We start from the raw sequence: 25,493 nt of genomic DNA on the forward strand, positions 1-25,493 counted from the left end.
ATCCACAAGCAAGGGCTATTTTTATGCTTACTCGATTTTATCTAGCACCACGAGTCTTGCATAATATTTTCGATTTGTTTATCGATATTGTCCATATATCCTTCTGGATCTTCTAAAAACTGTTCGACAATCTGTTTATTTTCTTCCCTTATTTCCCTTCCCCCTAGCTGCACTCCACGTTTAGCCGCAAGTGAACTATCTAATATATAGTTTGAAAACATAAAGCCGATAAGCAACGGAATAAAAAATAACCCATACATTCGTATGCCTTGTCCAACTGTTTTTGGAACATGATGCCTATCTTCACAATGATGATGACAACAGCCATTGTCTTCTTTTCTCCATATTTGTATACTTCCAAGTAATAAAAGTGTAAACGTTGCAAAGTAAATGAAGGGCAGCATTTTCGGAGCAATATAGTTTGTAACGTTCCCACTTAATAACAATTTAATAAACAATAAAGCATATCCGCACAACAAAACACCTCGAATCATTCTCTTCCTCCCTTATCCGATAAATTGAAACGTATAAACACTTATATATACAACAATCGTAACGATAACAATAAATACGACAACGAAGATTCGTCGAAAATACGCAAGCATCATTAACGTATTTTTCAAATCAATCATCGGACCATATATTAAAAATGCCAACAAAGATGCGGAAGTAAATGTTGATGTAAAAGACGCAGCAACAAATGCATCCGCTTCTGAACAAAGAGAAAGCACATAAGCAAGTCCCATCATTAAAGCCGGACCTATTACTTCATGTTGCCCAACTCCAATTAATATTTCGCGATTTATCACAACTTGGAAGAAACTAGCGACAAACGCACCAATAATTAAGTAGCGCCCAACATCAAAAAACTCATCAACCGCATGAGCCAACGTTGCTGTAAATCGATGATTTTCATGATGATGCGAATGCTTAATTGATTTTAATGGTAAACGATTGCGAAAAACAATATAAATTATTAAACCGATGATAAGAGATGCAACAAATGCAATCCCCATTCGCCCATAAACGATAGATTGATTTGATGAAAACGCATAATACATAGACGCAAATACAACAGGATTTAAAATTGGCGCTGTCACCATAATCACTACCCCGATATGGAGCGGCGTGCCTTTTGAAATGAGCCGGCGCACAACAGGAATAATAGCGCATTCACAAATCGGCAACAAAGCGCCAACAATTGCAGCAGGAATAAGCGCAACAATCGGACGTTTCGGAATCCATTTTTGCACCGTCTGTTCCGAAACAAATGTCTGAATAAGCGAAGAAGCAAATACACCTAATAAAATAAACGGAATAGCCTCCAACAAAATACTTAAAAAAATTGTTCCAACTTGCAAAGCAAATACAGGAATGTTGGCTTTCCTAACAAGCAGATCACCGAACAAAAATAAAATGATGATGAATATAAAGATCGTCATTGCACTTAAATCACGTTTTTTTCCAAATACACTTTCCATGCCCAACCTCCTCAAAAGTAATGATTCCTATTTTCTTTATATGCCTGTCTATCTTTTAACATACACCTTTTTCTTCTCAAAATAAAAACTCGAGTAGATAAAAATCCATTCGAGCTATCGAAACACACGTATTTGTTTATTTACTAAAATCGTGATTTCACCTTCCCCAATTTGTTCACCGTCCGCATGTAGTGGAAGAGCAGTATGACTAGTAACATGAATATATTTACCTTTAAACGTATGTACTCCCTTCATTTTTACATGCCCTCCCCAAAAAACAGTCACAAACAAGGCGAGCAATTTTAACCGTGATACATCATCGACGACAACAACATCAAAATGTTGATCATCGGACTGTGCAAATGGAGCTATTTTCATTCCGCCACCATAATACGGGTGATTCGCCACAGTAACAAGCCACACTTTTGAAAAAACATATTGTTTTTGATCAATAGTCAGTTGAACGGCTGTTGGTTGATATGTAAAAAGTTCCTTTAATAAATAAAAAACGTAAACAAACTTCCCTAAATATAATTGATTTAAAATATGCTTCCATTTCGAAAGATTCACTTTTCTTGAAATTTGTGCATCAAATCCACAACCGACATTGTTAACAAAAATGCCTCTTTTTATGCCTTGAAAAACCCCAATATCATACAAATGATCTCCCGTATGTTTTATACTTGATAATATATGATCAAACGCTTTGTTCCATTTCGTTGACAGTTTTATCCCGCGAGCAAAATCGTTTCCTGTCCCGGCGGGGATATATCCGACAGCTACATGATCATACGTTGCAACGCCGTTCATCACTTCATGAATCGTTCCATCCCCACCAACAGCAATTAATATAAACGGTTCATGTTTTTGTTCAGCAAATTGTTGTGCTAGCTTCGTTCCATCTCCCTGTTTTTGTGTAAATACAACATGATAATGAATATGACGACGTTGAAGTTCTCGCTCTATTTTCCCCCATATTTTTTTACACTTTCCATTTTTCGCTGAAGGATTTACAATAAAATGTAATACCAAGCCTTCTCCCCCATTCCCTATTTCCCCCTTTCCTTTTATTCTAACACGGCATATACATGTATGACATCAATCTTTTCCCTTGACATAATTTTTGAAGCCTTATACAATTAAAAACAAATTGTTGCACCGAACGATTGATAGCAAGCTCGTTTTATTGTTTTACCTTAGCGTTTTTGACATGACAACATGGCGAAAACGAAAGGGTCGATGGCGAAACGAGTTAGGCTAAAAATACATCGGTATGTTTCACTTGATCTGTACGTGAGGCATGCCGCTTTTTGTTTCTAAAGGGGGGTCATTGTGAAAACAAAAGGGGAACTAGAAGATCAAATTAGTCGGGCTCTCACCCAATGGGAAAAAGAATATTTAGGCCGCGGTCCACTCTCTGTAAAAACAGATATTTTACGAAACATGGTTATCGTGCAGTTACGCGGCATTTTAACTCCTGCTGAAAAAGTATTGTGTGAAACAAAGGAAGGGATGTTGTCCATTAAACGCATCCGTTCAGATTTAATTGAGTCGGGTAGTGAACAGTTAAAACAAATGATTTATACATTAACAGGAAAACAAGTAACAAGTATGCATACAGATATTAGTACAAAAACTGGAGAGCGAATGATCGTCTTTTTGTTACAAGAGCCAATCGATATACAAGGTTGATCTTTTAAAGGCCTATTGTGGTCAGTAAAAGATAAGCCGGAAATATTTTTCGACCCGATCGAAAAATATTTCCGGCTTTTTTGTTGAATAAGAGAAATAGGAAGGAGAGGATTGCTATGCAAGAAATGATTATCAACAACTTAACATCGCCAGCTATTTTATTTTTTATCCTCGGTGTTATTGCAGCGCTCGTCAAATCAGATTTAAAATTACCAACGGGATTAAATGAATCGTTAAGCATTTATTTGTTAATTGCTATCGGTATGAAAGGTGGCATTGAACTTGCGGAACATTCTTTTCGTGAGCTTATTCGCCCATTAGTTGGAACGTTATCCCTTGGTATCATCATCCCGATCATTACGTTTGCAGTTTGTCGTCGTCTCGGCATTGATCGTAAAAATGCAACAGGCATTGCAGCAACGTATGGATCAGTTAGTATCGTTACATTTGGGGCTGCGCTTGCTTTTGTGGAGCAAGCAAATATTTCGTATGAAAGCTATATGAACGCATTTGTCGTCTTATTAGAGAGCCCTGCGATTATCGTGTCACTCGTCATATTGAAGTTGCTAGAAAACCGCTCGTATAAGCAAGAAATAGTATATCGCTTCTCTGCTACATCGGTATACGGACCGATTATTAAGGAAGGGCTATTCGGAAAAAGTGTGTTTTTAATGGTTGGCAGCCTTCTCGTCGGACTAGTTGGTGGAGATCGTGCTCTTACGATTGTTAAACCTTTATTTATTGATTTATATCCGAGTGTGCTCGTCCTCTTTTTACTTGGAATGGGACTAACAGCTGGAAATCAGCTTGCAGCTGTCCGAAAGTATGGAATAAAATTGCTCGCCTTAGGGATTTTCCTACCACCTATATACGGATTTTTAGGTGTTGTCATCGGCTATTATTCAGGGCTATCTTTCGGAGGAACGATTTTACTTAGCGTGCTTGCCGCAAGTGCCTCTTACATTGCGGCTCCAGCTGCGATGCGTGCATCTGTCCCAGAAGCCAACCCTGCCATTTATCTCGGCATGGCACTTGGACTTACGTTTCCGTTCAACTTAACGATCGGTATGCCATTATATTACGAAATGGCGAAATGGTTTTATTAAAAAAGCAAGGTCAGCCCCTTGCTTTTTTATTTTTGAATATGCGGTGTTTGTTGTAAATGAGCTGTTGCATAACGAAGAAGAAGCGCAAACTGCTCTTCGTTTATATCATCTTTCGGAAAAGCTAATTGTTCATGGCGTTCATCATATATAACAATGTGCTCACTTTTTCGTTGAAATATATGATAACGATTTTTACGTTTTTCAAAAGTCACTCGTTTTATTTGATTGAGAGGAATTTCTCGTATATCCCATCGGTCAGCGTACATCAATTTTTTCGTTGTGAGTACAATTTCCCTATTTCGTTTTCTCCAATCGTTTACAACAAAAACAATTCCTAATGCGGTTAACAAAAAGGAGAGAGCATATAAAAACACACTTTTTTCTTCAACTGCCACTAGCCAGCGCGAACCAATAAACAAACTCAATACAGCGTAAGATAAAATATTTGTCCAACGAAATGTCCAATGTTGCCGAAATAGCGTATGTTCTGTTTGCTGCTCTTGCTTGATTTGCTCAACAAAATAATTCTTATGTTCCTCAATCGAATATTGTTGAAGTGGAATAAATGGAACATACGCATATTCAAACATACTTCTCCCATCTTGACTTTGAACATACACCCCGACCCACGCCACATACTTTTCTTGCTCATCAACATAAGAAAGAAAATAATAGCGAACTTTTTCATTATGCTCATTTTCCATCTCCATATGATCGATCATTTCTATATCGTTTGGGACAACGTTATATTCATGAGTTAATACATAAAACAAGTGGCTTTTTGCAAAATGACTGAGTTTATTTACTTCCATCGGAAACAGCTGCTTTTTTCCGATCCGCTCCATTTCTCCATACAATAAACTTGCACTTTCCATATTATTTGCGCATGCTAAAAGGACATCGTCAGCAACAGTCAGGCGATGTTGTAAAGCTGTCACGATCGCTCGTGCTTGAATGATCGGATCACGAAACGATAAAGCTTCTTGCAACAATGTTGCGATTTCCTCGTTGAAATAAAACTCCATTAAAGAAAGGCATACGTGCATATCAGCTCGAATAGATAAGTAGTTTTCTTTCCAAAACCGGAAAACAAACATCGGACTATAATCAGCATCATATGGCGCATACATTTCTTTCGTTTGGCGATAATGTCGAATAAGTATGGAAACAATTTCGTCCTGTTGCAAATGACAGGCTACTCCTTCACGATGCGAGTGAAGCAATAACCAACAAAAAAGATCTGACGGTAAATAAGCATAATCGCGATCAATAAGCTTTTTAATGACATTCAGTCGATGGCGAAGCTGCTCCCATGGAATTGAAAATGTTTGCTGTTGCAACTCGTTATGAACAATGTGATATAATGCTTCATCATATTGTTCATCCCCTAACTCGCATACATAGCGAAACGCTATTTCTTTCGCTGCAGGACTGAAACGCGCAAAATGTTCGAGGACATTGGGAACAAACTGTGCACTTACAAAATATAACGCAAACTGCAACACATGATAGCTCGGATCATCCCACTCATCAACAGGATCTGGAAACGCCTCTGTTGCATACGCAATCATTTTTCGAATGAAAGCAGGTTGAAGTTCTATTTCTTCTTCTGACAATTGTTCAAGTGCACACAAAGCTTGATATCGCCTTTGTGGATCATGGTGTTTTAAATCACGCATTATTTGCTTTAGTTGTAAATCAACAGTTGACAATCTACACACCCCAATGACATCATTTGTTAACTCCTTTATTTTATAACGAGAAATGATTAGCGACAATATAAAGATTATGTTATTGTTAATGATGCGAAATGAAATAAAGAAGGTGTGAGCAATGAATTGTTATATCGTCATCGGGGCTGGAATTGTTGGTGCTTCTATTGCCTTTCATCTAGCAAAAGAAAAAATACACGTCATTTTAATCGATCGTGAAGACCAAGGACAAGCAACGAAAGCAGCAGCAGGAATCATTTGCCCGTGGACATCGCAACGGCGAAATAAGAAATGGTACGCTCTCGCAAAAGGCGGAGCGGCATTTTATCCACAGTTGATTGAACAATTACAAGCATACGGTCACCAAACAGGGTATAAACGTGTCGGGGCAATTTGCTTACATCATGATTTTGATAAATTACAAAGTATGGAAGAACGAGTGTATAAACGAAGGGAAGAGGCTCCTGAAATTGGAGAAATTACTCGCTTGTCTCCAAAAGAAGTAAAAACACGATTTCCTGTGTTAAGTGGCGAGTACGAAGCGTTATATGTGAGCGGAGCAGCCCGAGTGGACGGGGAAGCGTTGCGACGTTCTCTTATTCATGCAGCCATCCAATTAGGGGCAACATATATAAAAGGAAGTGCGACACTTTTGCACGAAAATGGGCGAGTCATTGGTGCCATGGTAGCAAACGATCGTTATGAAGCGGATGCAGTCATTGCAGCAGCAGGCGTTTGGGCAAAATCATTACTTATGCCACTAGGTATTGATTTTCTCATCACACCACAGCGGGCGCAAATTATCCATTTACAACACCCTGATCAGCATACCGATCATTGGCCTGTCGTCATGCCACCAAACAATCAATATTTACTCGCCTTTCCAAATGGAAAAATAGTTGCTGGAGCTACACATGAAGACGGTGTTGGCATTGACTGTCGTGTGACTGCCGGTGGGTTATACGAAGTGTTACATAAAGCATTAACCATCGCTCCTCACTTAGCGGATTGGACTCATGTGGAAACACGCGTTGGCTTCCGTCCCCACGCACCGAACTTTTTGCCCGTATTTGGTGCAGTACCACAAATCGAAGGCCTTTATGTGGCAAATGGGCTTGGTGCATCCGGCTTGACTGCCGGTCCATATGTTGGGGCGGAGCTTACGAAAATCATTCTTGGACAACCTACTTCATTACAACAAAACGACTACGATGTTGCCCAAGCCATTCAATTTCGTTAATAAATGCATATAATAACAACAAAAACGGAGGTTCACTAATGAACAAATGGGCTTTTGTTTCTGATTTTGACGGAACAATTTCGCATAAAGACTTTTACTGGATTGTTATCGAGAAATATTTTCCAGAAGGTGAACAATTATTTCAACAATGGCGTGCTGGAAAAATAAAAGATATCGACTTTCTAAGCACCGTATTTACATCCATTCATCAAGATGAAGAAAAAATCATTAAAGATATTCACCATATTCCGATTGACGAAACGGTCTTACCTTTTATTAAACGTGTCCAACAAAGCAAAGGTGATTTTTACGTATTAAGTGCGGGAACCGATTATTATATTCGCCATCTTTTAAAGAAGTACGATATACGTGGCGTTGACATTTTTTCTAACGAAGGATATTATCATGACAAAAATATTCATATGCGCATCGATCCGAATCATATTCATTATTCTGAAAGATATGGCATCGATAAATCAAGCGTCGTTCGTACATTAAAACTGACGTATGAAACAGTTTATTTTATCGGCGATAGTGAACCAGATGTTCACGCGGCAAAAGTAGCTGATGTAACGTTTGCGAAAGGCACTTTACAATCATTGTTGCGCGAACAACATATTTCTTTTGTTCCTGTGGACACGTTTGCAGATGTTGAGCGTTATTTACAAGAAAAAGGAGTATTGAAATGAACATCCCAATTCCATCCATTCTTGAAATTGGCGAAAATGTTATTTCACGTATAGATGAAATGATGCGAACGTATCGTTTTTCGAAAACTGTTATATTGTTCGATGATTTTACTTATCAAGCGTACGAGCGAGAGATGAAACAAACGATCTCGTCCATCTCTGTTCATACCGTCTGTTTGCCTCCACAGCTTGATATCGTTGACATTATGAAAAAAGCGTTTGAACTTCCTCATTGTGATGTTTTGATGGCGATGGGGGGTGGCGCGGTCATTGACTGCGGCAAATATATGGCGTTTTTACGACAAGTGCCGTTTATTAGCATTCCGACATCCGCATCGAATGACGGTTTTGCAAGCACGAACTGCTCGTTGCTTGTTCACGGTAAAAAAACAACCGTTCCCGCCAAAGTGCCATTCGGCATTTTAGCCGACTTAAACATCATTCAGCAGGCTCCTGAGCGCTTTATTTTAGCGGGCGTGGGCGATTTAATGTCCAACATTACAGCGCTGTACGACTGGGAGTTCGAACAAAGGCACGGAGTTAGTCGCGTGAACGCTTTTGCTGCGATGATTAGCAAAAAAGCAGTCAATAGCTTTATTCGAACGCCAATGCAAAATATTAAGCATCCTATTTTTCTAAAGGAACTAATTAGCTCTTTAACGATGAGCGGTATTTCGACGGTTATTAGTGGGAATAGCGCGCCAATTAGTGGATCTGAGCATTTAATCTCTCATGCGCTTGATAAAATCAGTTCATCGCCACATATGCACGGCATTCAAGTTGGGATCGCTACGTATATCATGGCTCATGTCCAGCAACATCGAGCTGAACGCATCACAAAAGTGTTTACACGGACCGAATTTTTTGATTACGTCAAAACGTTGCGTTTGAATAAAGAAGAATATCGACAAGCGATCGATATGGCACCAACGATCAAACCAAACCGTTATACGTATATTCACGATGAACATTATCGAAAGCGTGCGATTGAATTGCTTGATAAAGACCCTATTTTACAAGGGATTTTTACATAGCACACATATTTCATTGCCAAACTGCCCACCCTACTGTTTGAGGAGGTGGGACGGTTGAATCAAACGTTAGCGTATTTACGCGAAGCATTAGCAAACTATGCTGACCGTCATCACGCGGTAGCCATTCATTTATATAAAAAGCTGGTAAATAAACCGTACAAAAATGAAGAACAATTCGTCCGCGACTTATCACAAAAAGAAGCAGCATTTTTAGATCGCATGTTGCGCCAAGAAATGAAATATGCAAAAGAAGAACAAGACGATGTTCGCATACATCATTTAAATGAAATATACGAGCAACTCATTTAAACAAAAAGGTCTTGCGCCCATTTAAGCGCTAGACCTTTTTATTTGTTTCATCAATAAAAAAACGAAACAAATAGTCCATGGCAAACAAGTCATCTGGATAGTCGATTCCAACATCTTCTCCTTCATAGACGAGCGTTTGAATTAAATCATGAAGCGCTTCTATATAAAACTCATATAAAAATTCATAACTAAACGGTTCGTCAGGCATATATGATTCGGCACATACGTTTGGGGAACAGTAGTTTAAATACGTACGACATGGTATGGGTCTTACTTCATAAACAAAACATGTATTTGTTTCACGATTTAAAAATATACATGGCAATTGTTCTTTCATGTATATTTCTTTAAAACGCTGATCTTCTGTAAAATCTAACACGTTCACTCGCTTTATTTTATCAGCATAATGTTCACCATACCATTGTATATGTTGATCAATCCGCTCCTGTTCCTGTTTAGGTAGCTCAGCAATTTTCACCATGATCCATTTTGCTTCTGCTCTCGTTGTAATGATTGGAAAGTAACAACAGTATGCACATCCTTTTGTACAAGTTGGACGAATATTTACTTTGCGCTCAATCGTATGAATGTGCTCATCAACAAGAAAAAGCAATTTTTTAAAGGCTAAGAACATAAACTCCTTCCCGTTTTCTCCTTCGTACCGTTCCAACCACGTATCGACTGCATCAACAAACGCTTGTCCATTCGGCATATGCTTTTCATTAATTTGTTTACAAACTCGTACAATTTGTTCATATGTTAAAGGCATGTTGATCCCCCTTACTGTCTCGGTGCCCAAAGCATGACTGCCACACCGACTAAACATATAACGCCACCGAGCCAATCATACAAATCTGGCGTTTTTTTGTCGATCCCCCATCCCCACAGCAAAGATAAAATAATAAAAACCCCTCCATATGCCGCATATACTCGCCCGAAAGATGGAAACGACTGAAACGTCGCAATGACACCGTATAACGCTAAACATATTCCGCCAGTAATTCCGTACATAAATGGCTTTCCTTCACGCAGCCAAAGCCATATAAGATAACCTCCACCGATTTCTGCAAGACCAGCTAATAAAAATAAAATAATTGCGCTCATCCATTTTCTCCTTTCCATTTCTCGTATGAATAGTTGGATTGTATTATGAACTGTCACAAAATCGCAATACTTTTCGAAAACATTTCTCACAAAATAATCATTTGTACTTCAAAAATGGTTGTTATAGTGAAAACGGATAAAAAATGAAGGGAGTTGAATGAAAGTGGATTTTCCTATTGTAGAATTTCCGTGGTTTGGGAACGGGAATATTGTTGCACTGATCGCGATTGTTCACGTCCTTATTAGCCATGGGGTAGCGATCGGCGCAACGGCTATCGTCGTATCAACAGAGTATTACGCCATGCAAACGAAAAATGCAAAACTCGATCAACTAGCGAAGCAGCTAACGAAATGGATTGTCATCATTACAACAACGGTCGGGGCGATGACTGGAGTTGGTATTTGGTTATCGACTATGGTCATTCAACCGGATTCGATTGGCTCTTTGTTGCGCATTTTTTTCTGGGCGTGGGTAACAGAATGGGTCATCTTTATCGGTGAAGTCGTACTGCTCCTTATTTACTACTACACGTGGGAGAAATGGAAAGAAGGAAAGGAAAAACAAAAACATTTGAACATCGGGATCGCGCTTGCCGTATTTTCATGGCTTACGATGGCGATCATCACCGGTATTTTAGCAGCAAAGCTTACACCAGGTCGTTGGGTCGAAACGCTTTCGTTTTGGAACGCTTTTTTTAACCCGACATACTTACCTTCATTAGCGTTTCGAACATTTTTAGCCGTTACGCTGACGATTTCGTTATTTACAATTTTTGTGCGTATATTCGTTAAAGATGAGGACGTTCGCCTGCCGCTCTTTCGCATTTTCTCCGTCTGGGGAGCGATTTCGCTACCAGCCACGTTTATTTTCGGTCTCTGGTATTTAAAATCGATTCCAGAACAAGCAGCAAAGTTAATTGTTTGGTCAACGGGCTTACCTGAACAAACATTTAACGTATTAAACTTTATTGCGTTTGGGCTTATTGTCGTTTTTCTCAGTTGGCTTGTCATTCGTCCGAAAAAACTGCCGGCTGTTCTTGCTTTAGCGATGTTTATTTCCGCTATCGGTTTCATCGGAGAGTTTGAAGTTGTTCGTGAATCGATTCGCAAGCCGTACATTATTTACAACTATATGTACGTCAACGGCATCACTGCTGCTAAAGCGGAAGCGATGAATCAAGATGGCTATTTAGCTCACTCAACGATCGCCAAAGTGAAAACAATTACAGAAGAAAACAAAATCGAAGCTGGCCGTGAAATTTACGAAGGACAATGTTTAGCCTGTCATACGATCGACGGCTGGCGTTCCAAACGAGCGCTTGCTAACCGTCTACAAGGCTGGCCACAAAAAAGCATCGAATCGTTTATTCCAACGATGCATCAAATTCGTCCGATGATGCCGCCGTTCGTGGGAACGAAAGAAGAAGTAGAAGCGCTTGCGGCTTATTTATACAAAGTGGTCAACGAACAAAATTAGAAAGGAGTGGCGACACATATGCATATATTACAATTAGCCATCCCGCCTGATTTTCCTTTACCAATACCAGGTAACTTATCATTACTTGAGTTTTTGATCGTATTGACGTTTATTCTTCACATTGTATTTGTCAATTTCACGCTATCATTCGCGACTGGAGCAGTTGCTCTTGAAGGCATTGGAATGGTAAAAAAATCGAAACAACTAGATGATATGGCACGTATTTGTTCGTTTCACGCTTCCATCCATAAAAGTATTGCAGTCGTACTCGGCGTTGCCCCTCTTTTAATCGTTAGCGTCATTTATACGCAATATTTTTACACGTCGACGTTGCTAATCGGAAAAGCGTGGCTCAGCATTATCGTCTTGTTAATTACTGCCTTTCTCCTTTTGTATTTATATAAATTTTCATGGGAAAAATGGGAGAACAAAAAAGGATTGCACTTTTTTGTCGGTCTTGTTGCATCCGTTATTTTACTGTTTATTCCATTAATTTTTATCGTCAATATCGTTTCGATGTTGCATCCAGAAAAATGGGCAAGTGCGAACGGGTTTTTCCATAGTCTCATTCATTATCCACAAATTTGGCAACGATATGCTCACTTTATTTTAGCAAGCTTAGCTGCTGGTGGATTTTATATGTATTTTTACTTCGCATGGAAACAAAAGAAACAGCCGTTATCTGACGTCGAGCAATCGTTAAAAATGGGCGGAGTAAAAGTAACGTTTTGGATCACGTTGCTACAACTATTGTTCGGTTCCTTGTTGCTCATATCGTTCCGCCGCGATGTCATGCTTCTATTTATGGGCGACGATATGTTGTTAACAACGCTTTTACTCGTATCAATTGTATTGACAATCGTATTGTGCGGTCTCTTATATGTAGTCATGAAAAGAGATACACAAAACTTATTTTATGCATCGATCGCTTGTTTTATTTTCATCGTTGCACTTATGGGCTGGATGCGCCATGAAGTACGGGAATCATATTTGCAGCCTTACATGGACGAACATCCGCGAACGTTAGACGTGCAAAAAGAAAACGTACAACCGATAAAGTAAAGAGGGCGGAAACAAGCGCCCTCTTTTTACTTTAACAATTCTTTTATTTCGTCAACAGATAACAGTTTTCCTGCCGATATAACTTTTTCATTTACTACAAGTGCAGGCGTGCTCATTACCCCATAGCTCATAATTTTTGCGATGTCCTCTACTTTTTCTACTTGTGCATCTACTTGTAATTGCGCAAGCGCCATTCGCACGTTTTGTTCAAGTTCTCGGCATTTTTTGCATCCTGTTCCTAACACTTTAATAATCATGTTCTCATCCTCCTACAATATCGCATTAAATATATAGCCAATGGCAATGATGCCAACGGTTGCAATAAGGACAAATATACCAATAAGCTGCGGTTTCATCACTTTGCGAAGCAACACCATCTCTGGAAACGAAAGTGCTGTCATCGCCATCATAAAGGAAAGTGCTGTTCCAGGCGCCATCCCTTTCCCCATTAACGCTTCAATCATTGGAAGTGAACCAACTGCATTCGAGTACAGTGGCACACCAAGAATGACCGCAACTGGGACAGCAAATATGCTTTCTTTTCCAGCATAACGAATGAGTAAATCTTCCGGAACGTATCCATGAATCCATGCTCCGATTCCGATTCCAATCAGCAAAAATACCCATATTTTTTTTACCGTATCCGTGACATTCGCTTTCGCATAAACGAGTCGCTCACGCATAGTCATCTGTTGAACGACCGATTGTCCTAATTTAATATTAAACACGTATGATTCAATGTATTTCTCTAAGTTTAATTTTCCAATTATCAAACCAGCAACAATCGCCAATAACACACCAAATAAAACGTATAAAACGGCAATTTTCCATCCAAAAATTGAAAATAACATAACGAGTGACACTTCATTGACAATCGGTGACGAAATTAAAAAGGTAAATGTGACCCCAAGTGGAATCCCGGCTTCAACAAACCCAATAAAAAGCGGAACGGTTGAGCACGAACAAAATGGCGATACGACGCCAAGTAAGGCTGCTAACACACTTGCAGCTCCTTTTTTCTTCCCGCTAATCCACTGCTTTACTTTTTCAGGTGGAAAAAAGCTACGGACAAACGAAATAACGAATACCATAACAGACAATAGAGCAATAATTTTTAGCGTATCATAAATGAAAAAATGAAGTGCCCCACCAAGTTTTGATGTGATTGATAAACCGAACACATCTTTAACTAACCAATCTGCAAACGCTTTAAACATGAACATCTCTTCTTTCTTGAATAAGCGGCATGGCCGCCTCTCGATTTAGCCGATAAATCGTAAATTTTCCTTGTTTATATACATGGACTACTTTTCCCCGTTCAAGTAATTTCAAGTGATGTGTAACGGTTGATGGAGGCAGCTGCAACCCTGCTGTAATTTCACACATACATAAATCTGTATGCATCAACATGCCAACAATACGTAAACGTGTTTCATCACCGAGCGCTTTAAACAATTGAGCGCGGTCTTTGATAAGCTGATCATCCTGAAAAAAAGGAAATGTTCGCTTCGCTTTTTCAATCACGGCGTTTATTTCTCGTTCATCTTTCAATTGCCAATCCTTTTTCATCATTCGTTCACTCCCTTCCCCTTTATTATAAAACTATTTTTCTAGTTTTATAGTTTTAATTTGTGAACATTTTTTGGCGTTTTTTAACCACTTTTTATATGAATAGAAAAAGGTATCCGTTACGGACACCTTTTTCTATTTTTCTTTCCGCCCAATCGGCAAGCTGATGACAAACGTCGTTCCTTTCTCCGAACTATGATGAAGCGCGATCGTTCCGCCATGGTTTTCGATAATTCGTTTCACAATCGTTAACCCTAAGCCTGTGCCCGATGATTTCGTCGTCATAAACGGTTCAAAAATCGTCTTTTGCATCTCTTTTGGAATTCCGCGACCGGAGTCGTAAATATACATATTGTACGTCTCATTGACATCGGAATATATGCAAATCGTGCCGTTTTCTCTGATAGCTTCGATGCTGTTATGAAGCAAATTGTATAACACTTGCATCATTTGTTTTGGATCGATCCATAACGGAACCCGGTCCAGACGAACGTGAACAGCGATTCTTTTTGTTTCACATGTGTGCTGCAGCAAAGAAAGAAGATCTTGAACGATCGTTTCCATGTACGTCTCTTTTAACATCGGTGCGCTCGGCCTTGCAATAAGAAGCATATCTTCGACAATCGCATTAATGCGGTCAATTTCTTTTAATAAAAGCGGAATGTGGTATTGTTCGCGCTCATTTTCTGCTAAATTTTCGTTCATAAACGCTAAAAAGCCATGAATGACCGTAAGCGGATTGCGAATTTCATGCGCTGCTTTCGCCGCCATCTCCCCCATTAACGCAAGCTTTTCTGACTGATGCATGCGTCTTGTCAGTTCCTCGATTTCGGTGATGTCGAGAAAGAAAATTGTACGCCCTGCCGTTTCGCTATACAAATTAAGCAACCTCGATTGCGACACTAAAAATATTTTTTTCTCCCCATCTCTTTCATACTGGACTTTGACTTGCTGAAACGGATCGCGACGCGTGAAAAGTTCCCAAAACAAACCATTATGTTCATTTTGTTTTCCTTGCTTGATCATTTGTTTCATTTCTTTTTTATCTAAATCAAGCAACGTAGCGGCAGAATTGTTAATGAAAAGATTCGACTTCGAATTATCAATTGTAATCAAACCAATAGGCAATGAATTGAGCAGTTGCTCAATATATATTTTATCATCCTCTAGTTTCTCATATAAGCGAGAATACTGTCGAAAAGTTGAAGAAAGCAATAGCATAATAAATGTGTACAAAAACAAACCAAAGAATGAATCGAATTTAAAAAGAATGGCTAGTATGAGAGCTACTACCAATGTAACAGCATAAATATATACAACTTCTTTTATTGTATGAGTCAATACAACAGCGAAATTCTTAGATGAATGAAGCGAAAAATACATAGCCATAAGTACAGCGTTTAAAATAAAATAAGTAAGAAAACAGAATATATAGGCAAAAAAGTGTCTGAAAGATATTTCCCCAACTACTCCACCAAAAATGATATAAACATAATAAGCGCTACAGATCATGATGGCGTAGACCGCAAAATTAAATACATGTTTCCACCAAACCATTTTTTGAAGATGAGTAAAATATACAATAAAGCCTCCTAATATTAAGACAGCTAGTGTATATTTCAATCCAAAAACAAAAAGTAAAGACAAATAAATCGATGATTCCAATGTAAACGAATTACCACTAGGTGGGAGGCATATTAAATATCGATCTAACAATGCTACCGAACCAGCAAATAACAATAACAACAACCATTGTTGTGCTACGTGCACATCCGAAAATGGCCATATATAGAGAAATAATGCACATCCAATCAAAGAGATGAGCGTCACATATAGCGTAAATAATCGTTTCATGGAATGTGTTCACCTATCATGTACAGTTTTGACTCTATCATTCTATTGTAAACAACGATGATAGGCAACAAGAGAATTTTTTATTTTTCTATTCAACAAAATCAACAATGCGATATAATAAAAAAAATGACAAAGGAGTGACAGCGATGATAAAACTTCCCGAAAGTCGGTCAAGACAGTGGTATGGCGTTAGCGCTTTTTTGTTTTTTCTTTATTTTTGTACACTCGCCGCATCCCGTTTATTGCTTAGCATAAAGTTGGATTTTAAGCAGCTCGTTAGCTTTGCGATCATATCCTTTATTTTATCTTTTATAATCGGAATCGGTGGTTTTTTCGGCAAAGCAACATTTGTCATCATATCTTCCATTTTTTCCATCATTGGGATCGTTTACGTCACGTTCATTTCCATAACTCGTATGCACGATGGCTGGAGCGATATAACAAGTGTGATTGTTTTTCTAACCATTTCAGCGTTCGGTATCATCGTTGGCATGATTGCTGAAGTCATTCGTGTAACATTAAAACGAACATAACATTTCTCAACCATTCCCATCTTTAGTTTTGTGCATAAACGTAAAAACTAATCATGCAAAACAGATGGGAGGGATGAACAAATGATATCAAAACTCACGAAATCCATTGCCGCTTTAAGCTTGCTTGCTATTGTTGGCTGTAACAATGCAATGGATATGAACAATCGTTCCAACATTTCCGCTTTGCATACGACGTTATCGAGCGATCAATATCCGCATACAAAGGCTATATTGATCCAAGATGCTCGCTATAAATTTGTTCCAATCGATCCAAAGGATGCTGCAAATTTACGCACACAAATTGAACGATCATTAATGGAACAACAAAGGATGTATATGCAACCAAAACCTTATACGCAAGCACCAAATGCGTATCAACGTCCAAATCAAGTGACACCGACACAACCAAATAGACAAACGCAACAACCGACGCAGCAACAAACAAGACGAACGACACCAACAACCGGAATTAGTCAATATGCCCAACAAGTCATTGACTTAACAAATAAAGAACGAGCGCGCGCAGGATTGCCAGCATTACGTGCTGATGCACAGCTTAGTTCTGTCGCACAAAAAAAATCAGAAGATATGCGTAAAAACAATTATTTCTCGCATACAAGCCCAACGTACGGCTCTCCTTTCGATATGATGCGCGATTTTGGCGTTTCTTATCGCACCGCGGGAGAAAATATCGCCAAAGGGCAACGTACACCACAAGAGGTGGTCAATGCGTGGATGAATAGCGCAGGACACCGAGCGAACATTTTAAATCGTAACTTTACACATATCGGTGTCGGATTCGATGGAAACGGAAATTATTGGACACAAATGTTTATTGGAAGGTAAAGTCTCCTTTACCACTGTCAAAGGAAATGGGAGTTGAAGCTAAGCAACATCATAAAAAAACGCCGTCTCCGTATGAGGCGGCGATTCATTTTTACTGTTCAGTTACTTTCTCTAACAATGCATCACCTGTTTTACTCACGCGAACATAGGCAAAACGAGCGTGCTGTTGTATGTCTCCCCCTGCTTTTTCAGGGACAAAATACGCTTCAATTCCATAAATGATCGTGTCCCCATATATATTTCCGTTTACTAATACATCCCCTTCTTGATACACAATTGAATTGCGTTTTTTTCCATTTAGCGAATAAATGCCAACTAATCGATGGATTCCTGTTTCATCTTTTCGTAAAACGACTTGCACTTTTCCCCATTCATTCATCCCTTCAATCGTTGAAATATCATATTGAAGGCGTACATAATCTCCTTGAATGAGCGAACGTGGGTCGATCGGTTCAAGTTGCAATTTAATTTGTTGACCGAATCGGAGATGTTGTTCTTTATCAAACGTCACATAAACGATAAAAGCAAACTGCAAAACCATGACAATGAAAAGCGGCAACCATTTTTGCTTCGTAACAGAAAACGAAATCGCTTTTCTTTTTTGTACAAACGAAGCCAAGATAAACAAGCATATTCCAACAATCGCCAGCGTGACCGACTTATGCAGTAAGTCCCATACCCATTCATAATACTTTAACGCTAAAAACAAACATGTATATGCCCAAGCAATCCATTGTTCTTGTTCATTCGTACGGAAAAAGAGAAAGAACGCAACAGCGCCAAGAAATAATATATTCCAAACGACATACATTCCATCTACTTCAAAAAAATCAGCACTTGTCAATAGAAGGAGCGAAGTAAACGAAAAAACGAGAAACACAAAGCGTTCGTACATATGTTTGGAAAACCAATAAATCGCACTATAAAAAAGAAATATAATAAGTAACGTGAAACGAATATTGTTCCATTCGTCAAGCATGATTATGGCGAGATAAATCGAGACAGCAATATTCGTCATCGCTCGTATGCCTGCTTTCATACGCCATGAAATAAGAAACAATGCAGCGACATATACACTCATCGCAATAAAAGAAACATCCGTCGCGCTAAACGCTCCAAGTATATATCCAATCGCAAGCAACGTGTAGCGAACGACATCGTTCCATCTTTTCCATAACAACCCTGGAACAACGAACAAAACAATAGATATACTGAACAACCAATAAGGAGAAAATACATCAAACCAAAACGACAACAACTGCATAATACTTCCAATCGCAATGACGGAAGCAACCCCTGTAACAATGATTTGAAAAGCGATCAGGAAAACTTTTTCTACTTTTCCGTTGCTTCGCATTTTCATCCAGCGAAGTACATAAATGCCTATATAAACGATGATAGCAGCTAATACAAGCCCAAATATATACCAATTACCACCAAAATGCCGCTCAACAAAGCGAAAATATTGCACGATCCAAAACATACCTGTGAACAACACAGTACATATAAAATACGGTTGTTTTTTTACATACATTAAAAACAAAACAAGAATAACAGCATATGCGTATGACCAAAAATGAAACTGATCAGTGGAAATTCCTTGTACAAATATAACGAATAACCAACCGTGCATGGCTATATAAGCTAAATTTGAAACAATCGATGGGCGCCCAAGAAACGAAATGATTCCGTTGACTACGGCAAAAAGCAGCAAAAGAAAAAACGATGTCCATTCTCCTCGTTCAATTTGATAAGAAGACGGGAAGTAGTAAAACCAAAATGTAAGCTGCAACAACCCGAAGCTAAATATCGAAAGAAATCGATAGCGAGTAAACCATGCCAAAATGGCGGTAGGAATGAACCAAATGAAAAACAATAAAAAACTATCAGCATGTGAGTTATATACTTGCCCAATTAATGACACACAAATTCCAAACGTAATCGCTCCAAAAATAAACAACCATTTACTTAAAAAATGTCGACGAAAAACAGTTGCGCTCATCGCATAAAACAGTACCATAAACCCAGCACCAACACCGACTTTCGTCAATCTTCCTAGTTCAGGCCAATTCGAAGCAAAAAAATAAACGAGCGCGGCAGCGAAAAACAAAAGTCCTAACAAATATGTTGTTTTCACAACACGTTGTGCCATAAAGTGGCCTCCTTAAACATCCTTTTTGACATTATACTACGACTAGAGGCCAAACGTATACATCATTCATCGACATCCAAGCCGCTCCGAAATTTGTTTACCTATCTTTTTCATTTGTATGTGAAGTTGTTCAAGCCGTTCATCTGTCATACGAATGGTCGGTCCGGAAACACTTACTGCGGCAATAACTTGTTTTGTATGATCAAAAATGGGCACCGCTATGCAACGGATGCCGTACTCGTTCTCCTCTAAATCGAGCGCATAACCAAGCTCGCGAACACGCTCTAACTCATGAAAAAACATATGTTGATCTGTAATCGTATAGTCCGTATGTGGCGGCAATCCTTTTCTTTCTAAAATGTCCATAACGACATGCTTTGGTAAATGTGCTAAAATTGCTTTACCAACAGCCGTACAATGCATCGGGGCTCGCTTTCCAACTTTCGAATGCATACGCAACGTTTCGTTCCCATCCAATTTTTCAATATAAATGACTTCTCCTTGATCGTACACGACAAGGTGGACTACTTCATTCGTGAGTTGTTCTAACTCACGCAAATACGGTTTTGCTTCTTTACGCAAATCAATTGAATCTAACAACTTTGAGCTCATTTCTAAAAATTTATAACCGAGTTTATAACGCTCGGTTTCTTCATCTTGTTCAACATATCCGTGCTCAACAAGTGTCGCCAATAAACGATAAGCAGAGCTTTTATGAATCCCGATTTGTTTTGCGACTTCCGTTACGCCCATACCGTGACGTTCGTTACTTAAAATATCCATAATTCGCAATGCCCGACTAACTGACTGCACAAACGAATCTTTCTCCATATGTCTCCCACCTTTAACATAATAACGAGGGCATTCACATGGAATGCCCTCATCACATTATTGTTTTACATGCGCAAATTTTGCCTTCGCTTCTAAACGACGACGATGTAAAATCGGCTCCGTATAGCCGTTTGGCTGTTCGTACCCTTTGAAAACAAGATCGCATGCAGCTTGGAAAGCGACTGAGTTGTCATAGTCAACTGCCATTGGTCGATATGCCGGATCATCGGCGTTTTGTTCATCTACCACTTTTGCCATTCGCTTCAACGTTTCAAGCACTTGCTCTTTCGTACAAATGCCATGATGTAACCAGTTGGCGATATGTTGACTAGAAATACGCAACGTTGCTCTGTCTTCCATGAGACCGATGTTATGAATGTCAGGTACTTTAGAACATCCGATCCCTTGATCAATCCAACGGACAACGTAACCGAGAATGCCTTGCGCATTATTGTCTAACTCTTGTTGAATCTCTTCTGGCGTCCATTGCGGATTGATAGCGACAGGAATTTGTAATATATCGTCACGATAATTTTTTATATGTTTTTTCAATTCATCTTGCACTGTAAACACGTCGACTTGATGATAATGAAGCGCATGCAACGTCGCCGCAGTCGGTGACGGTACCCATGCTGTATTCGCGCCTGCTTGTGGGTGGACAATTTTTTGTTTCACCATTTCTGCCATCATATCTGGCATCGCCCACATGCCTTTACCAATTTGCGCGCGTCCTTGAAAACCAGTCGCTAATCCAATCGCCACGTTTGATTTTTCATAGCTTTGCAACCATGTCGACGATTTCATTTCATTTTTCCGAATCATCGGGCCTGCTTCCATCGACGTATGAATTTCGTCACCTGTACGATCTAAAAAGCCTGTATTAATGAAAACGATTCGATTTCTTGCTTGATAAATGCAGTTTTTTAAATTAAGCGTCGTACGTCGTTCTTCATCCATCACGCCAATTTTAATCGTGTTGCGCTCAAGACCGAGCATATCTTCAACACGGTCAAACAATTCATTCGCAAACGCCACTTCTTCGGAACCGTGCATTTTTGGCTTCACGATGTAAATGGAACCTTTTCTTGAATTGACATATTTCCCATTGCCAAGAAGCGAATGTTTCATAATTAACGTCGTCACAACCGCATCTAAAATGCCTTCATACACTTCTTCTCCGTTTTCAAGCAAAATCGTATTATTTGTCATTAAGTGACCGACGTTGCGTACAAACATAAGCGAACGTCCGGGCAAAGTGAGCGTTTCGCCACTTGGCGTTGTATATACACGATCTGGATTTAGCTCGCGTGTCACCGTTTTGTTTCCTTTTGCGAAGCTCGCTGTTAAATCGCCGCGAACTAAACCGAGTAAATTGCGATATACAAGCACTTTATCTTCCGCATCTACTGCGGCAACAGAATCTTCACAATCCATAATCGTTGTTAAAGCTGCTTCTAAATAAACGTCCTTTATCCCTGCTGGATCAGTCTGACCGATTGGATGGTTACGATCCACTTGTATTTCAATATGTAGACCGTTATTTTTTAACAAAATGGCGGACGGTTGCTCAGGTGAACCTTGATAGCCGACAAATTTTGCTTCATCTTGCAACGTCGTCGTTTGCCCATCTTTTACCGTAACAGTTAATACGCCATCGACGACTGCATATTGAACGGCATCTTTATGCGAATACCCGCGAAGCGGCACCGTTTCATCTAAAAACGAGCGAACGTAAGCGATAACTTTCTTGCCGCGCACCGGATTGTATCCTTTTCCACGCTCTGCACCATCTTCTTCGCTAATGACATCCGTGCCATATAAAGCATCATACAAACTTCCCCAACGAGCGTTAGCTGCGTTCAATGCATAGCGCGCATTTGTGATCGGAACAACGAGTTGTGGACCTGCTTGTTTAGCAATTTCATCGTCTACATTTTCTGTTGTAATTTCAAAATCCTCGACTTCTGGCTCTAAATAACCGATTTCTTGTAAAAATGATTTATATTGTTTAAAATCAAACTGTGAGCGATGCTGTTTATGCCATTCATTGATCTTTTCTTGCAATTCATCACGTTTTTCAAGCAATGCTTTATTTTTTGGTGTTAACTCATTAATGAGTTGTTCAAAATCTCCCCAAAACTTCCTTGGATCCACTTGGCTATTTGGTAATACTTCCTCAACAACAAACTCATAAAACAACTTAGCTACTTGCAAACGTCCAACTTGTACATATTCTCCCATCATCGTTCCCCTTCCCTCTTTTTTGTTGCGTATTACGAAACATTGTTTCATAAATTTCTAAGAAAATGATACCACAATGAGTCACATGTTTTCAATTATTTTCTGACAATTAAAAAAGCAGGGAAAACCCTGCTTTACAAGCGATACACTCCATACTTAATAATGTTCATATAATCTTCAAGCTCATTAATCAGCATATCCCCCTGTTGAATAAGGTCAAATGAATTGCTTTTATATAGCTGCAAGTACTTATTTGATAATTGGTCGACAATAAACATCATCATACGCACGACTGTATCAACACATATATTTTCACGTAATTGTTCTTTCTGCAAAAGTTGTTTCAAAAAAACATGCTGTAACAAAAAATCTTTGCCATACGTTTCTTCATGTTTTGCAAGCAGTTGCTCGATTTCTTTTTTCACCGCTTTCGGCGGATTTGTCACCACTTCAATCATCAATTGTGCTTCGTTTGGATGTTGCATAAATACTTGCTGTTTTACAAGTAAAATTTGTTTCATTCGCTCAAAAAAATCCTCACATTGTAGTTCACTGATCGCTTTCATCGTTTTTTCTGTCAACAACTCTTTCGCATAATGAACAACATACAAATATAAATTTTTTTTGCTTTTAAAATAATGAAACAACAACCCTTTCGATATGCCAGCCCGACTTACAATGAGATCGGTCGATGCTCTATCGTATCCATGTTCAACAAATTCTTCAATCGTTATACGAATAATGTGCTTCTTTTTTTCTTCCGGCTGCCTTTCAAACGCTTCGTACAATAAAACCACCCTACCTATACAACAATATCTTTCTTTTGATAAATGATATATGCCGAAACAATGCTTACACTAATTATCCCAATCATTAAAATAACGTATAATGCATCAAGTTGCAAATGATGAATAATTGGTGCTGCATCGACATATTTAAATGGGCTAGCGTATTTTAAAAATGATAAATCATCAGAAATGCTTGACATCATGCTCATAAAATACGTAACAAAGACAAGCCCAAGAGCAAATGATGATGCATTTCTCGTTTTGCGCATGACTGCTGATAATAAAAATGCCATAGCCGCAAACGTAAAGTGAAGGAATACAGCTGCCATTGTTAGTAAATAAACAGCTTTTAACAACACATCGTATCCTTTAGCCATGTGAAAACCAATCAAACTAACAAGAAGGGAAATCACATTTAAAGTGAGAATATTCGCTGTCACGACAAGCCATTTATTTGTTAAAATTTCTCGCCTTGTTATTGGTTTCGCAAGCAAAAATTCAATTGTTTTATCGTTTTCTTCTTTCGCAACGATATTTGCTGCTAACATAGTCGCATAAACACTTCCTAGTAACGTCGTCATCATATATACACGGACACCGTAATACCCTGTTAGATCACCAATGCTTAATTGATCCATGCCAAATGCTTTAATCATCGCTGGTGGCAATGATTCAAGAAGTTTTGTCACTTCTTTTTGTTGCTCCGCAAACTGCGGAAAAATACTTAACATCAAAAGAACAAGACTACCAAGCACCGCACTCCAAATCACTAAAGATTTTGCGTTTCGTTTCCATTCTCGTTTAAACATCGTCTATCCCCTCACTTTTCGTAATAGTGCATAAACACATCTTCAAGAGACGGTTCGCTAATCAATACATCTTTAATGCGCAAGTTGTGCAACTGGGCAATTAGTTCGTTCATATCCCCTCTGTATAACATCATCACTTCATTGCCGCTGACTTCTCTTTCTACAACTCCCTCCAAATCAAACATGGCATATTGTCCTTCCTCGAGCACGATCGTTACGTGTTTCAACTGGTTTTTCGTTAAGTGTTCAATCGTCTCCACTTGAATAAGCTTGCCTTCTTTAATAATCGCCACACGATCGCAAAGTTTTTGTACTTCTGAAAGAATGTGCGAGGAGAAGAAGATCGTCACACCTTTTTTACGTTCTTCTAAAAGAAGTTCAAAAAAAGTATGCTGCATGAGCGGATCCAATCCACCCGTTGGTTCATCTAAAATTAACAATTTCGGTTCATGCAACAACGCTTGAATGATACCCACTTTTTTTCGATTGCCAAACGATAAATCTTCGATTTTTTTATGAATATCTAAATCAAGACGCTCAACTAACTGTTTCAATCGTCGATCCGATACTTTGTAAAATGATGCAGAATACATGAGTAAATCAATGACTTTCATATCATCATAATAATGTACTTCAGAAGGTAAATAACCGACATGTCTTCGAATTTCCTTCGCATCTTTCACAATATCTTTTCCAAAAATCGTGGCGCTACCGCTCGTTGGATAAATAAAGTTCAGTAATGTACGAATCGTTGTACTTTTTCCTGCCCCATTCGGACCAATAAAACCAAAAATTTCGCCTTCCTCAATAGAAAATGTCACATGTTCAATTCCCCGATTGTTTTTATACATTTTCGTTAACTGCTTAACATCAACAATCCCCATTGTTTCGCCTCCCTCGGCATCACTTATTGATTGACTAATGAGTCAACTTTATAGTACACAATCTTGACTTATTAGTCAAT

At 38.9% G+C, this 25,493-nt stretch carries 26 protein-coding genes; 10 read left to right on the forward strand and 16 right to left on the reverse strand.

Translation table 11 applies throughout. The annotated features are described in order from the left end of the window. Positions 1 to 41: 41 nt before the first annotated feature. The 3 genes from ACYQY7_RS05930 to ACYQY7_RS05940 all read right to left on the reverse strand — a co-directional run bounded on the left by ACYQY7_RS05930 (position 42) and on the right by ACYQY7_RS05940 (position 2,513). Entirely contained in the window at positions 42 to 494 is a 453-nt protein-coding gene (locus tag ACYQY7_RS05930) for a DUF1980 domain-containing protein (RefSeq protein ID WP_461201183.1), read from the reverse strand. 12 nt (positions 495 to 506) lie between these two features. Next, positions 507 to 1,481 (reverse strand): permease, encoded by a 975-nt coding sequence (locus ACYQY7_RS05935; RefSeq protein WP_461201184.1) that lies wholly within the window; start codon positions 1,479 to 1,481, stop codon positions 507 to 509. Positions 1,482 to 1,595: 114 nt separating this feature from the next. Further along, the gene (locus ACYQY7_RS05940) at positions 1,596 to 2,513 is read right to left on the reverse strand and encodes a diacylglycerol/lipid kinase family protein (RefSeq protein ID WP_461201185.1); all 918 of its coding nucleotides are present in this window, start codon (positions 2,511 to 2,513) and stop codon (positions 1,596 to 1,598) included. A 300-nt stretch (positions 2,514 to 2,813) separates the two neighbouring features. Between ACYQY7_RS05940 and ACYQY7_RS05945 the strand changes: the two genes are divergently transcribed. Together ACYQY7_RS05945 and ACYQY7_RS05950 are read left to right on the forward strand one after the other, a co-directional pair. Then, complete coding sequence (locus tag ACYQY7_RS05945; protein WP_032099579.1) at positions 2,814 to 3,173, forward strand: Na-translocating system protein MpsC family protein; 360 nt, start codon at positions 2,814 to 2,816, stop codon at positions 3,171 to 3,173. A 116-nt stretch (positions 3,174 to 3,289) separates the two neighbouring features. Further along, on the forward strand, positions 3,290 to 4,279 hold the full coding sequence (locus ACYQY7_RS05950; protein WP_461201186.1) for a sodium-dependent bicarbonate transport family permease: 990 nt from the start codon (positions 3,290 to 3,292) through the stop codon (positions 4,277 to 4,279). A 26-nt stretch (positions 4,280 to 4,305) separates the two neighbouring features. Here ACYQY7_RS05950 and ACYQY7_RS05955 read toward each other — a convergent pair whose 3' ends face one another. Further along, the gene (locus ACYQY7_RS05955; protein ID WP_461201187.1) at positions 4,306 to 6,000 is read right to left on the reverse strand and encodes a hypothetical protein; all 1,695 of its coding nucleotides are present in this window, start codon (positions 5,998 to 6,000) and stop codon (positions 4,306 to 4,308) included. A 112-nt stretch (positions 6,001 to 6,112) separates the two neighbouring features. Here ACYQY7_RS05955 and ACYQY7_RS05960 point away from each other — a divergent pair, with 112 nt between their 5' ends. The 4 genes from ACYQY7_RS05960 to ACYQY7_RS05975 are packed head-to-tail and all read left to right on the forward strand — an operon-like array spanning position 6,113 to position 9,263. Beyond that, the gene (locus ACYQY7_RS05960) at positions 6,113 to 7,231 is read left to right on the forward strand and encodes an NAD(P)/FAD-dependent oxidoreductase (RefSeq protein WP_461201188.1); all 1,119 of its coding nucleotides are present in this window, start codon (positions 6,113 to 6,115) and stop codon (positions 7,229 to 7,231) included. 38 nt (positions 7,232 to 7,269) lie between these two features. Further along, the gene (locus ACYQY7_RS05965) at positions 7,270 to 7,920 is read left to right on the forward strand and encodes an MtnX-like HAD-IB family phosphatase (RefSeq protein WP_461201189.1); all 651 of its coding nucleotides are present in this window, start codon (positions 7,270 to 7,272) and stop codon (positions 7,918 to 7,920) included. Continuing rightward, positions 7,917 to 8,954: an iron-containing alcohol dehydrogenase family protein gene (locus tag ACYQY7_RS05970; protein WP_461201190.1), complete on the forward strand. Its 1,038-nt coding sequence runs from the start codon at positions 7,917 to 7,919 to the stop codon at positions 8,952 to 8,954. Before ACYQY7_RS05965 ends, ACYQY7_RS05970 begins: the two co-directional genes overlap by 4 nt. Before the next feature lie 54 nt (positions 8,955 to 9,008). Next, positions 9,009 to 9,263, forward strand: a complete 255-nt coding sequence (locus tag ACYQY7_RS05975) for a sigma-G-dependent sporulation-specific acid-soluble spore protein CsgA (protein ID WP_461201191.1) — start codon at positions 9,009 to 9,011, stop codon at positions 9,261 to 9,263. Positions 9,264 to 9,291: 28 nt separating this feature from the next. Here ACYQY7_RS05975 and ACYQY7_RS05980 read toward each other — a convergent pair whose 3' ends face one another. Both ACYQY7_RS05980 and ACYQY7_RS05985 read right to left on the reverse strand, forming a co-directional pair. After that, complete coding sequence (locus tag ACYQY7_RS05980; protein WP_461201192.1) at positions 9,292 to 10,032, reverse strand: YkgJ family cysteine cluster protein; 741 nt, start codon at positions 10,030 to 10,032, stop codon at positions 9,292 to 9,294. 11 nt (positions 10,033 to 10,043) lie between these two features. Beyond that, complete coding sequence (locus tag ACYQY7_RS05985) at positions 10,044 to 10,367, reverse strand: YnfA family protein (RefSeq protein WP_461201193.1); 324 nt, start codon at positions 10,365 to 10,367, stop codon at positions 10,044 to 10,046. Between the two features lie 157 nt (positions 10,368 to 10,524). Here ACYQY7_RS05985 and ACYQY7_RS05990 point away from each other — a divergent pair, with 157 nt between their 5' ends. Next, on the forward strand, positions 10,525 to 11,844 hold the full coding sequence (locus ACYQY7_RS05990) for a c-type cytochrome (RefSeq protein ID WP_461201194.1): 1,320 nt from the start codon (positions 10,525 to 10,527) through the stop codon (positions 11,842 to 11,844). An 18-nt stretch (positions 11,845 to 11,862) separates the two neighbouring features. Beyond that, positions 11,863 to 12,906: a cytochrome ubiquinol oxidase subunit I gene (locus ACYQY7_RS05995; protein WP_461201195.1), complete on the forward strand. Its 1,044-nt coding sequence runs from the start codon at positions 11,863 to 11,865 to the stop codon at positions 12,904 to 12,906. A gap of 26 nt (positions 12,907 to 12,932) precedes the next feature. Here ACYQY7_RS05995 and ACYQY7_RS06000 read toward each other — a convergent pair whose 3' ends face one another. From ACYQY7_RS06000 to ACYQY7_RS06015, 4 genes are all read right to left on the reverse strand, one after another. Continuing rightward, a complete protein-coding gene (locus ACYQY7_RS06000) occupies positions 12,933 to 13,163 on the reverse strand; it encodes a thioredoxin family protein (RefSeq protein WP_461201196.1) in 231 nt (76 codons plus the stop codon). A gap of 12 nt (positions 13,164 to 13,175) precedes the next feature. Continuing rightward, a complete protein-coding gene (locus ACYQY7_RS06005; protein WP_461201197.1) occupies positions 13,176 to 14,123 on the reverse strand; it encodes a permease in 948 nt (315 codons plus the stop codon). After that, positions 14,116 to 14,475, reverse strand: a complete 360-nt coding sequence (locus tag ACYQY7_RS06010; RefSeq protein WP_461201198.1) for an ArsR/SmtB family transcription factor — start codon at positions 14,473 to 14,475, stop codon at positions 14,116 to 14,118. Before ACYQY7_RS06010 ends, ACYQY7_RS06005 begins: the two co-directional genes overlap by 8 nt. Before the next feature lie 135 nt (positions 14,476 to 14,610). Then, a complete protein-coding gene (locus ACYQY7_RS06015) occupies positions 14,611 to 16,329 on the reverse strand; it encodes a two-component system sensor histidine kinase NtrB (protein ID WP_461201199.1) in 1,719 nt (572 codons plus the stop codon). Between the two features lie 146 nt (positions 16,330 to 16,475). Here ACYQY7_RS06015 and ACYQY7_RS06020 point away from each other — a divergent pair, with 146 nt between their 5' ends. Together ACYQY7_RS06020 and ACYQY7_RS06025 are read left to right on the forward strand one after the other, a co-directional pair. Further along, positions 16,476 to 16,862, forward strand: coding sequence for a permease (locus ACYQY7_RS06020; RefSeq protein ID WP_461201200.1), 387 nt, complete (start codon positions 16,476 to 16,478; stop codon positions 16,860 to 16,862). An 81-nt stretch (positions 16,863 to 16,943) separates the two neighbouring features. Further along, entirely contained in the window at positions 16,944 to 17,708 is a 765-nt protein-coding gene (locus ACYQY7_RS06025) for a CAP domain-containing protein (RefSeq protein WP_461201201.1), read from the forward strand. Between the two features lie 91 nt (positions 17,709 to 17,799). On the opposite strand, the gene ACYQY7_RS06030 is transcribed toward ACYQY7_RS06025, so the two are convergent. The 6 genes from ACYQY7_RS06030 to ACYQY7_RS06055 form a co-directional block, all read right to left on the reverse strand. Continuing rightward, the gene (locus ACYQY7_RS06030) at positions 17,800 to 19,860 is read right to left on the reverse strand and encodes a GDYXXLXY domain-containing protein (RefSeq protein ID WP_461201202.1); all 2,061 of its coding nucleotides are present in this window, start codon (positions 19,858 to 19,860) and stop codon (positions 17,800 to 17,802) included. A gap of 66 nt (positions 19,861 to 19,926) precedes the next feature. Next, positions 19,927 to 20,691: an IclR family transcriptional regulator gene (locus ACYQY7_RS06035; protein ID WP_461201203.1), complete on the reverse strand. Its 765-nt coding sequence runs from the start codon at positions 20,689 to 20,691 to the stop codon at positions 19,927 to 19,929. Between the two features lie 57 nt (positions 20,692 to 20,748). After that, a complete protein-coding gene (locus tag ACYQY7_RS06040) occupies positions 20,749 to 22,932 on the reverse strand; it encodes a malate synthase G (protein ID WP_461201204.1) in 2,184 nt (727 codons plus the stop codon). A 134-nt stretch (positions 22,933 to 23,066) separates the two neighbouring features. After that, positions 23,067 to 23,720 carry a TetR/AcrR family transcriptional regulator gene (locus ACYQY7_RS06045; RefSeq protein WP_461201205.1) on the reverse strand — a complete coding sequence of 218 codons (654 nt, stop codon included), beginning with the start codon at positions 23,718 to 23,720 and terminating at the stop codon, positions 23,067 to 23,069. Positions 23,721 to 23,734: 14 nt separating this feature from the next. Then, complete coding sequence (locus tag ACYQY7_RS06050; RefSeq protein ID WP_461201206.1) at positions 23,735 to 24,529, reverse strand: ABC transporter permease; 795 nt, start codon at positions 24,527 to 24,529, stop codon at positions 23,735 to 23,737. 11 nt (positions 24,530 to 24,540) lie between these two features. Next, positions 24,541 to 25,413 carry an ABC transporter ATP-binding protein gene (locus ACYQY7_RS06055; RefSeq protein ID WP_461201207.1) on the reverse strand — a complete coding sequence of 291 codons (873 nt, stop codon included), beginning with the start codon at positions 25,411 to 25,413 and terminating at the stop codon, positions 24,541 to 24,543. Between the last annotated feature and the right edge of the window lie 80 nt (positions 25,414 to 25,493).

Source organism: Anoxybacillus sp. TBDG-1, assembly GCF_054815885.1.

Excerpts from the sequence above, each read along its gene's own strand:
- ACYQY7_RS06030 (WP_461201202.1), bottom strand. The coding sequence starts at position 19,860 with ATGGCACAACGTGTTGTGAAAACAACATATTTGTTAGGACTTTTGTTT.
- ACYQY7_RS06035 (WP_461201203.1), bottom strand. The coding sequence starts at position 20,691 with ATGGAGAAAGATTCGTTTGTGCAGTCAGTTAGTCGGGCATTGCGAATT.
- ACYQY7_RS05990 (WP_461201194.1), top strand. The coding sequence starts at position 10,525 with ATGAAAGTGGATTTTCCTATTGTAGAATTTCCGTGGTTTGGGAACGGG.
- ACYQY7_RS05995 (WP_461201195.1), top strand. The coding sequence starts at position 11,863 with ATGCATATATTACAATTAGCCATCCCGCCTGATTTTCCTTTACCAATA.
- ACYQY7_RS06040 (WP_461201204.1), bottom strand. The coding sequence starts at position 22,932 with ATGGGAGAATATGTACAAGTTGGACGTTTGCAAGTAGCTAAGTTGTTT.
- ACYQY7_RS06055 (WP_461201207.1), bottom strand. The coding sequence starts at position 25,413 with ATGGGGATTGTTGATGTTAAGCAGTTAACGAAAATGTATAAAAACAAT.
- ACYQY7_RS06025 (WP_461201201.1), top strand. The coding sequence starts at position 16,944 with ATGATATCAAAACTCACGAAATCCATTGCCGCTTTAAGCTTGCTTGCT.
- ACYQY7_RS05970 (WP_461201190.1), top strand. The coding sequence starts at position 7,917 with ATGAACATCCCAATTCCATCCATTCTTGAAATTGGCGAAAATGTTATT.
- ACYQY7_RS05980 (WP_461201192.1), bottom strand. The coding sequence starts at position 10,032 with ATGCCTTTAACATATGAACAAATTGTACGAGTTTGTAAACAAATTAAT.
- ACYQY7_RS05965 (WP_461201189.1), top strand. The coding sequence starts at position 7,270 with ATGAACAAATGGGCTTTTGTTTCTGATTTTGACGGAACAATTTCGCAT.
- ACYQY7_RS05930 (WP_461201183.1), bottom strand. The coding sequence starts at position 494 with ATGATTCGAGGTGTTTTGTTGTGCGGATATGCTTTATTGTTTATTAAA.
- ACYQY7_RS06015 (WP_461201199.1), bottom strand. The coding sequence starts at position 16,329 with ATGAAACGATTATTTACGCTATATGTGACGCTCATCTCTTTGATTGGA.
- ACYQY7_RS06005 (WP_461201197.1), bottom strand. The coding sequence starts at position 14,123 with ATGTTTAAAGCGTTTGCAGATTGGTTAGTTAAAGATGTGTTCGGTTTA.
- ACYQY7_RS06050 (WP_461201206.1), bottom strand. The coding sequence starts at position 24,529 with ATGTTTAAACGAGAATGGAAACGAAACGCAAAATCTTTAGTGATTTGG.
- ACYQY7_RS06020 (WP_461201200.1), top strand. The coding sequence starts at position 16,476 with ATGATAAAACTTCCCGAAAGTCGGTCAAGACAGTGGTATGGCGTTAGC.
- ACYQY7_RS05985 (WP_461201193.1), bottom strand. The coding sequence starts at position 10,367 with ATGAGCGCAATTATTTTATTTTTATTAGCTGGTCTTGCAGAAATCGGT.
- ACYQY7_RS06000 (WP_461201196.1), bottom strand. The coding sequence starts at position 13,163 with ATGATTATTAAAGTGTTAGGAACAGGATGCAAAAAATGCCGAGAACTT.
- ACYQY7_RS05935 (WP_461201184.1), bottom strand. The coding sequence starts at position 1,481 with ATGGAAAGTGTATTTGGAAAAAAACGTGATTTAAGTGCAATGACGATC.
- ACYQY7_RS05960 (WP_461201188.1), top strand. The coding sequence starts at position 6,113 with ATGAATTGTTATATCGTCATCGGGGCTGGAATTGTTGGTGCTTCTATT.
- ACYQY7_RS05950 (WP_461201186.1), top strand. The coding sequence starts at position 3,290 with ATGCAAGAAATGATTATCAACAACTTAACATCGCCAGCTATTTTATTT.
- ACYQY7_RS06010 (WP_461201198.1), bottom strand. The coding sequence starts at position 14,475 with ATGAAAAAGGATTGGCAATTGAAAGATGAACGAGAAATAAACGCCGTG.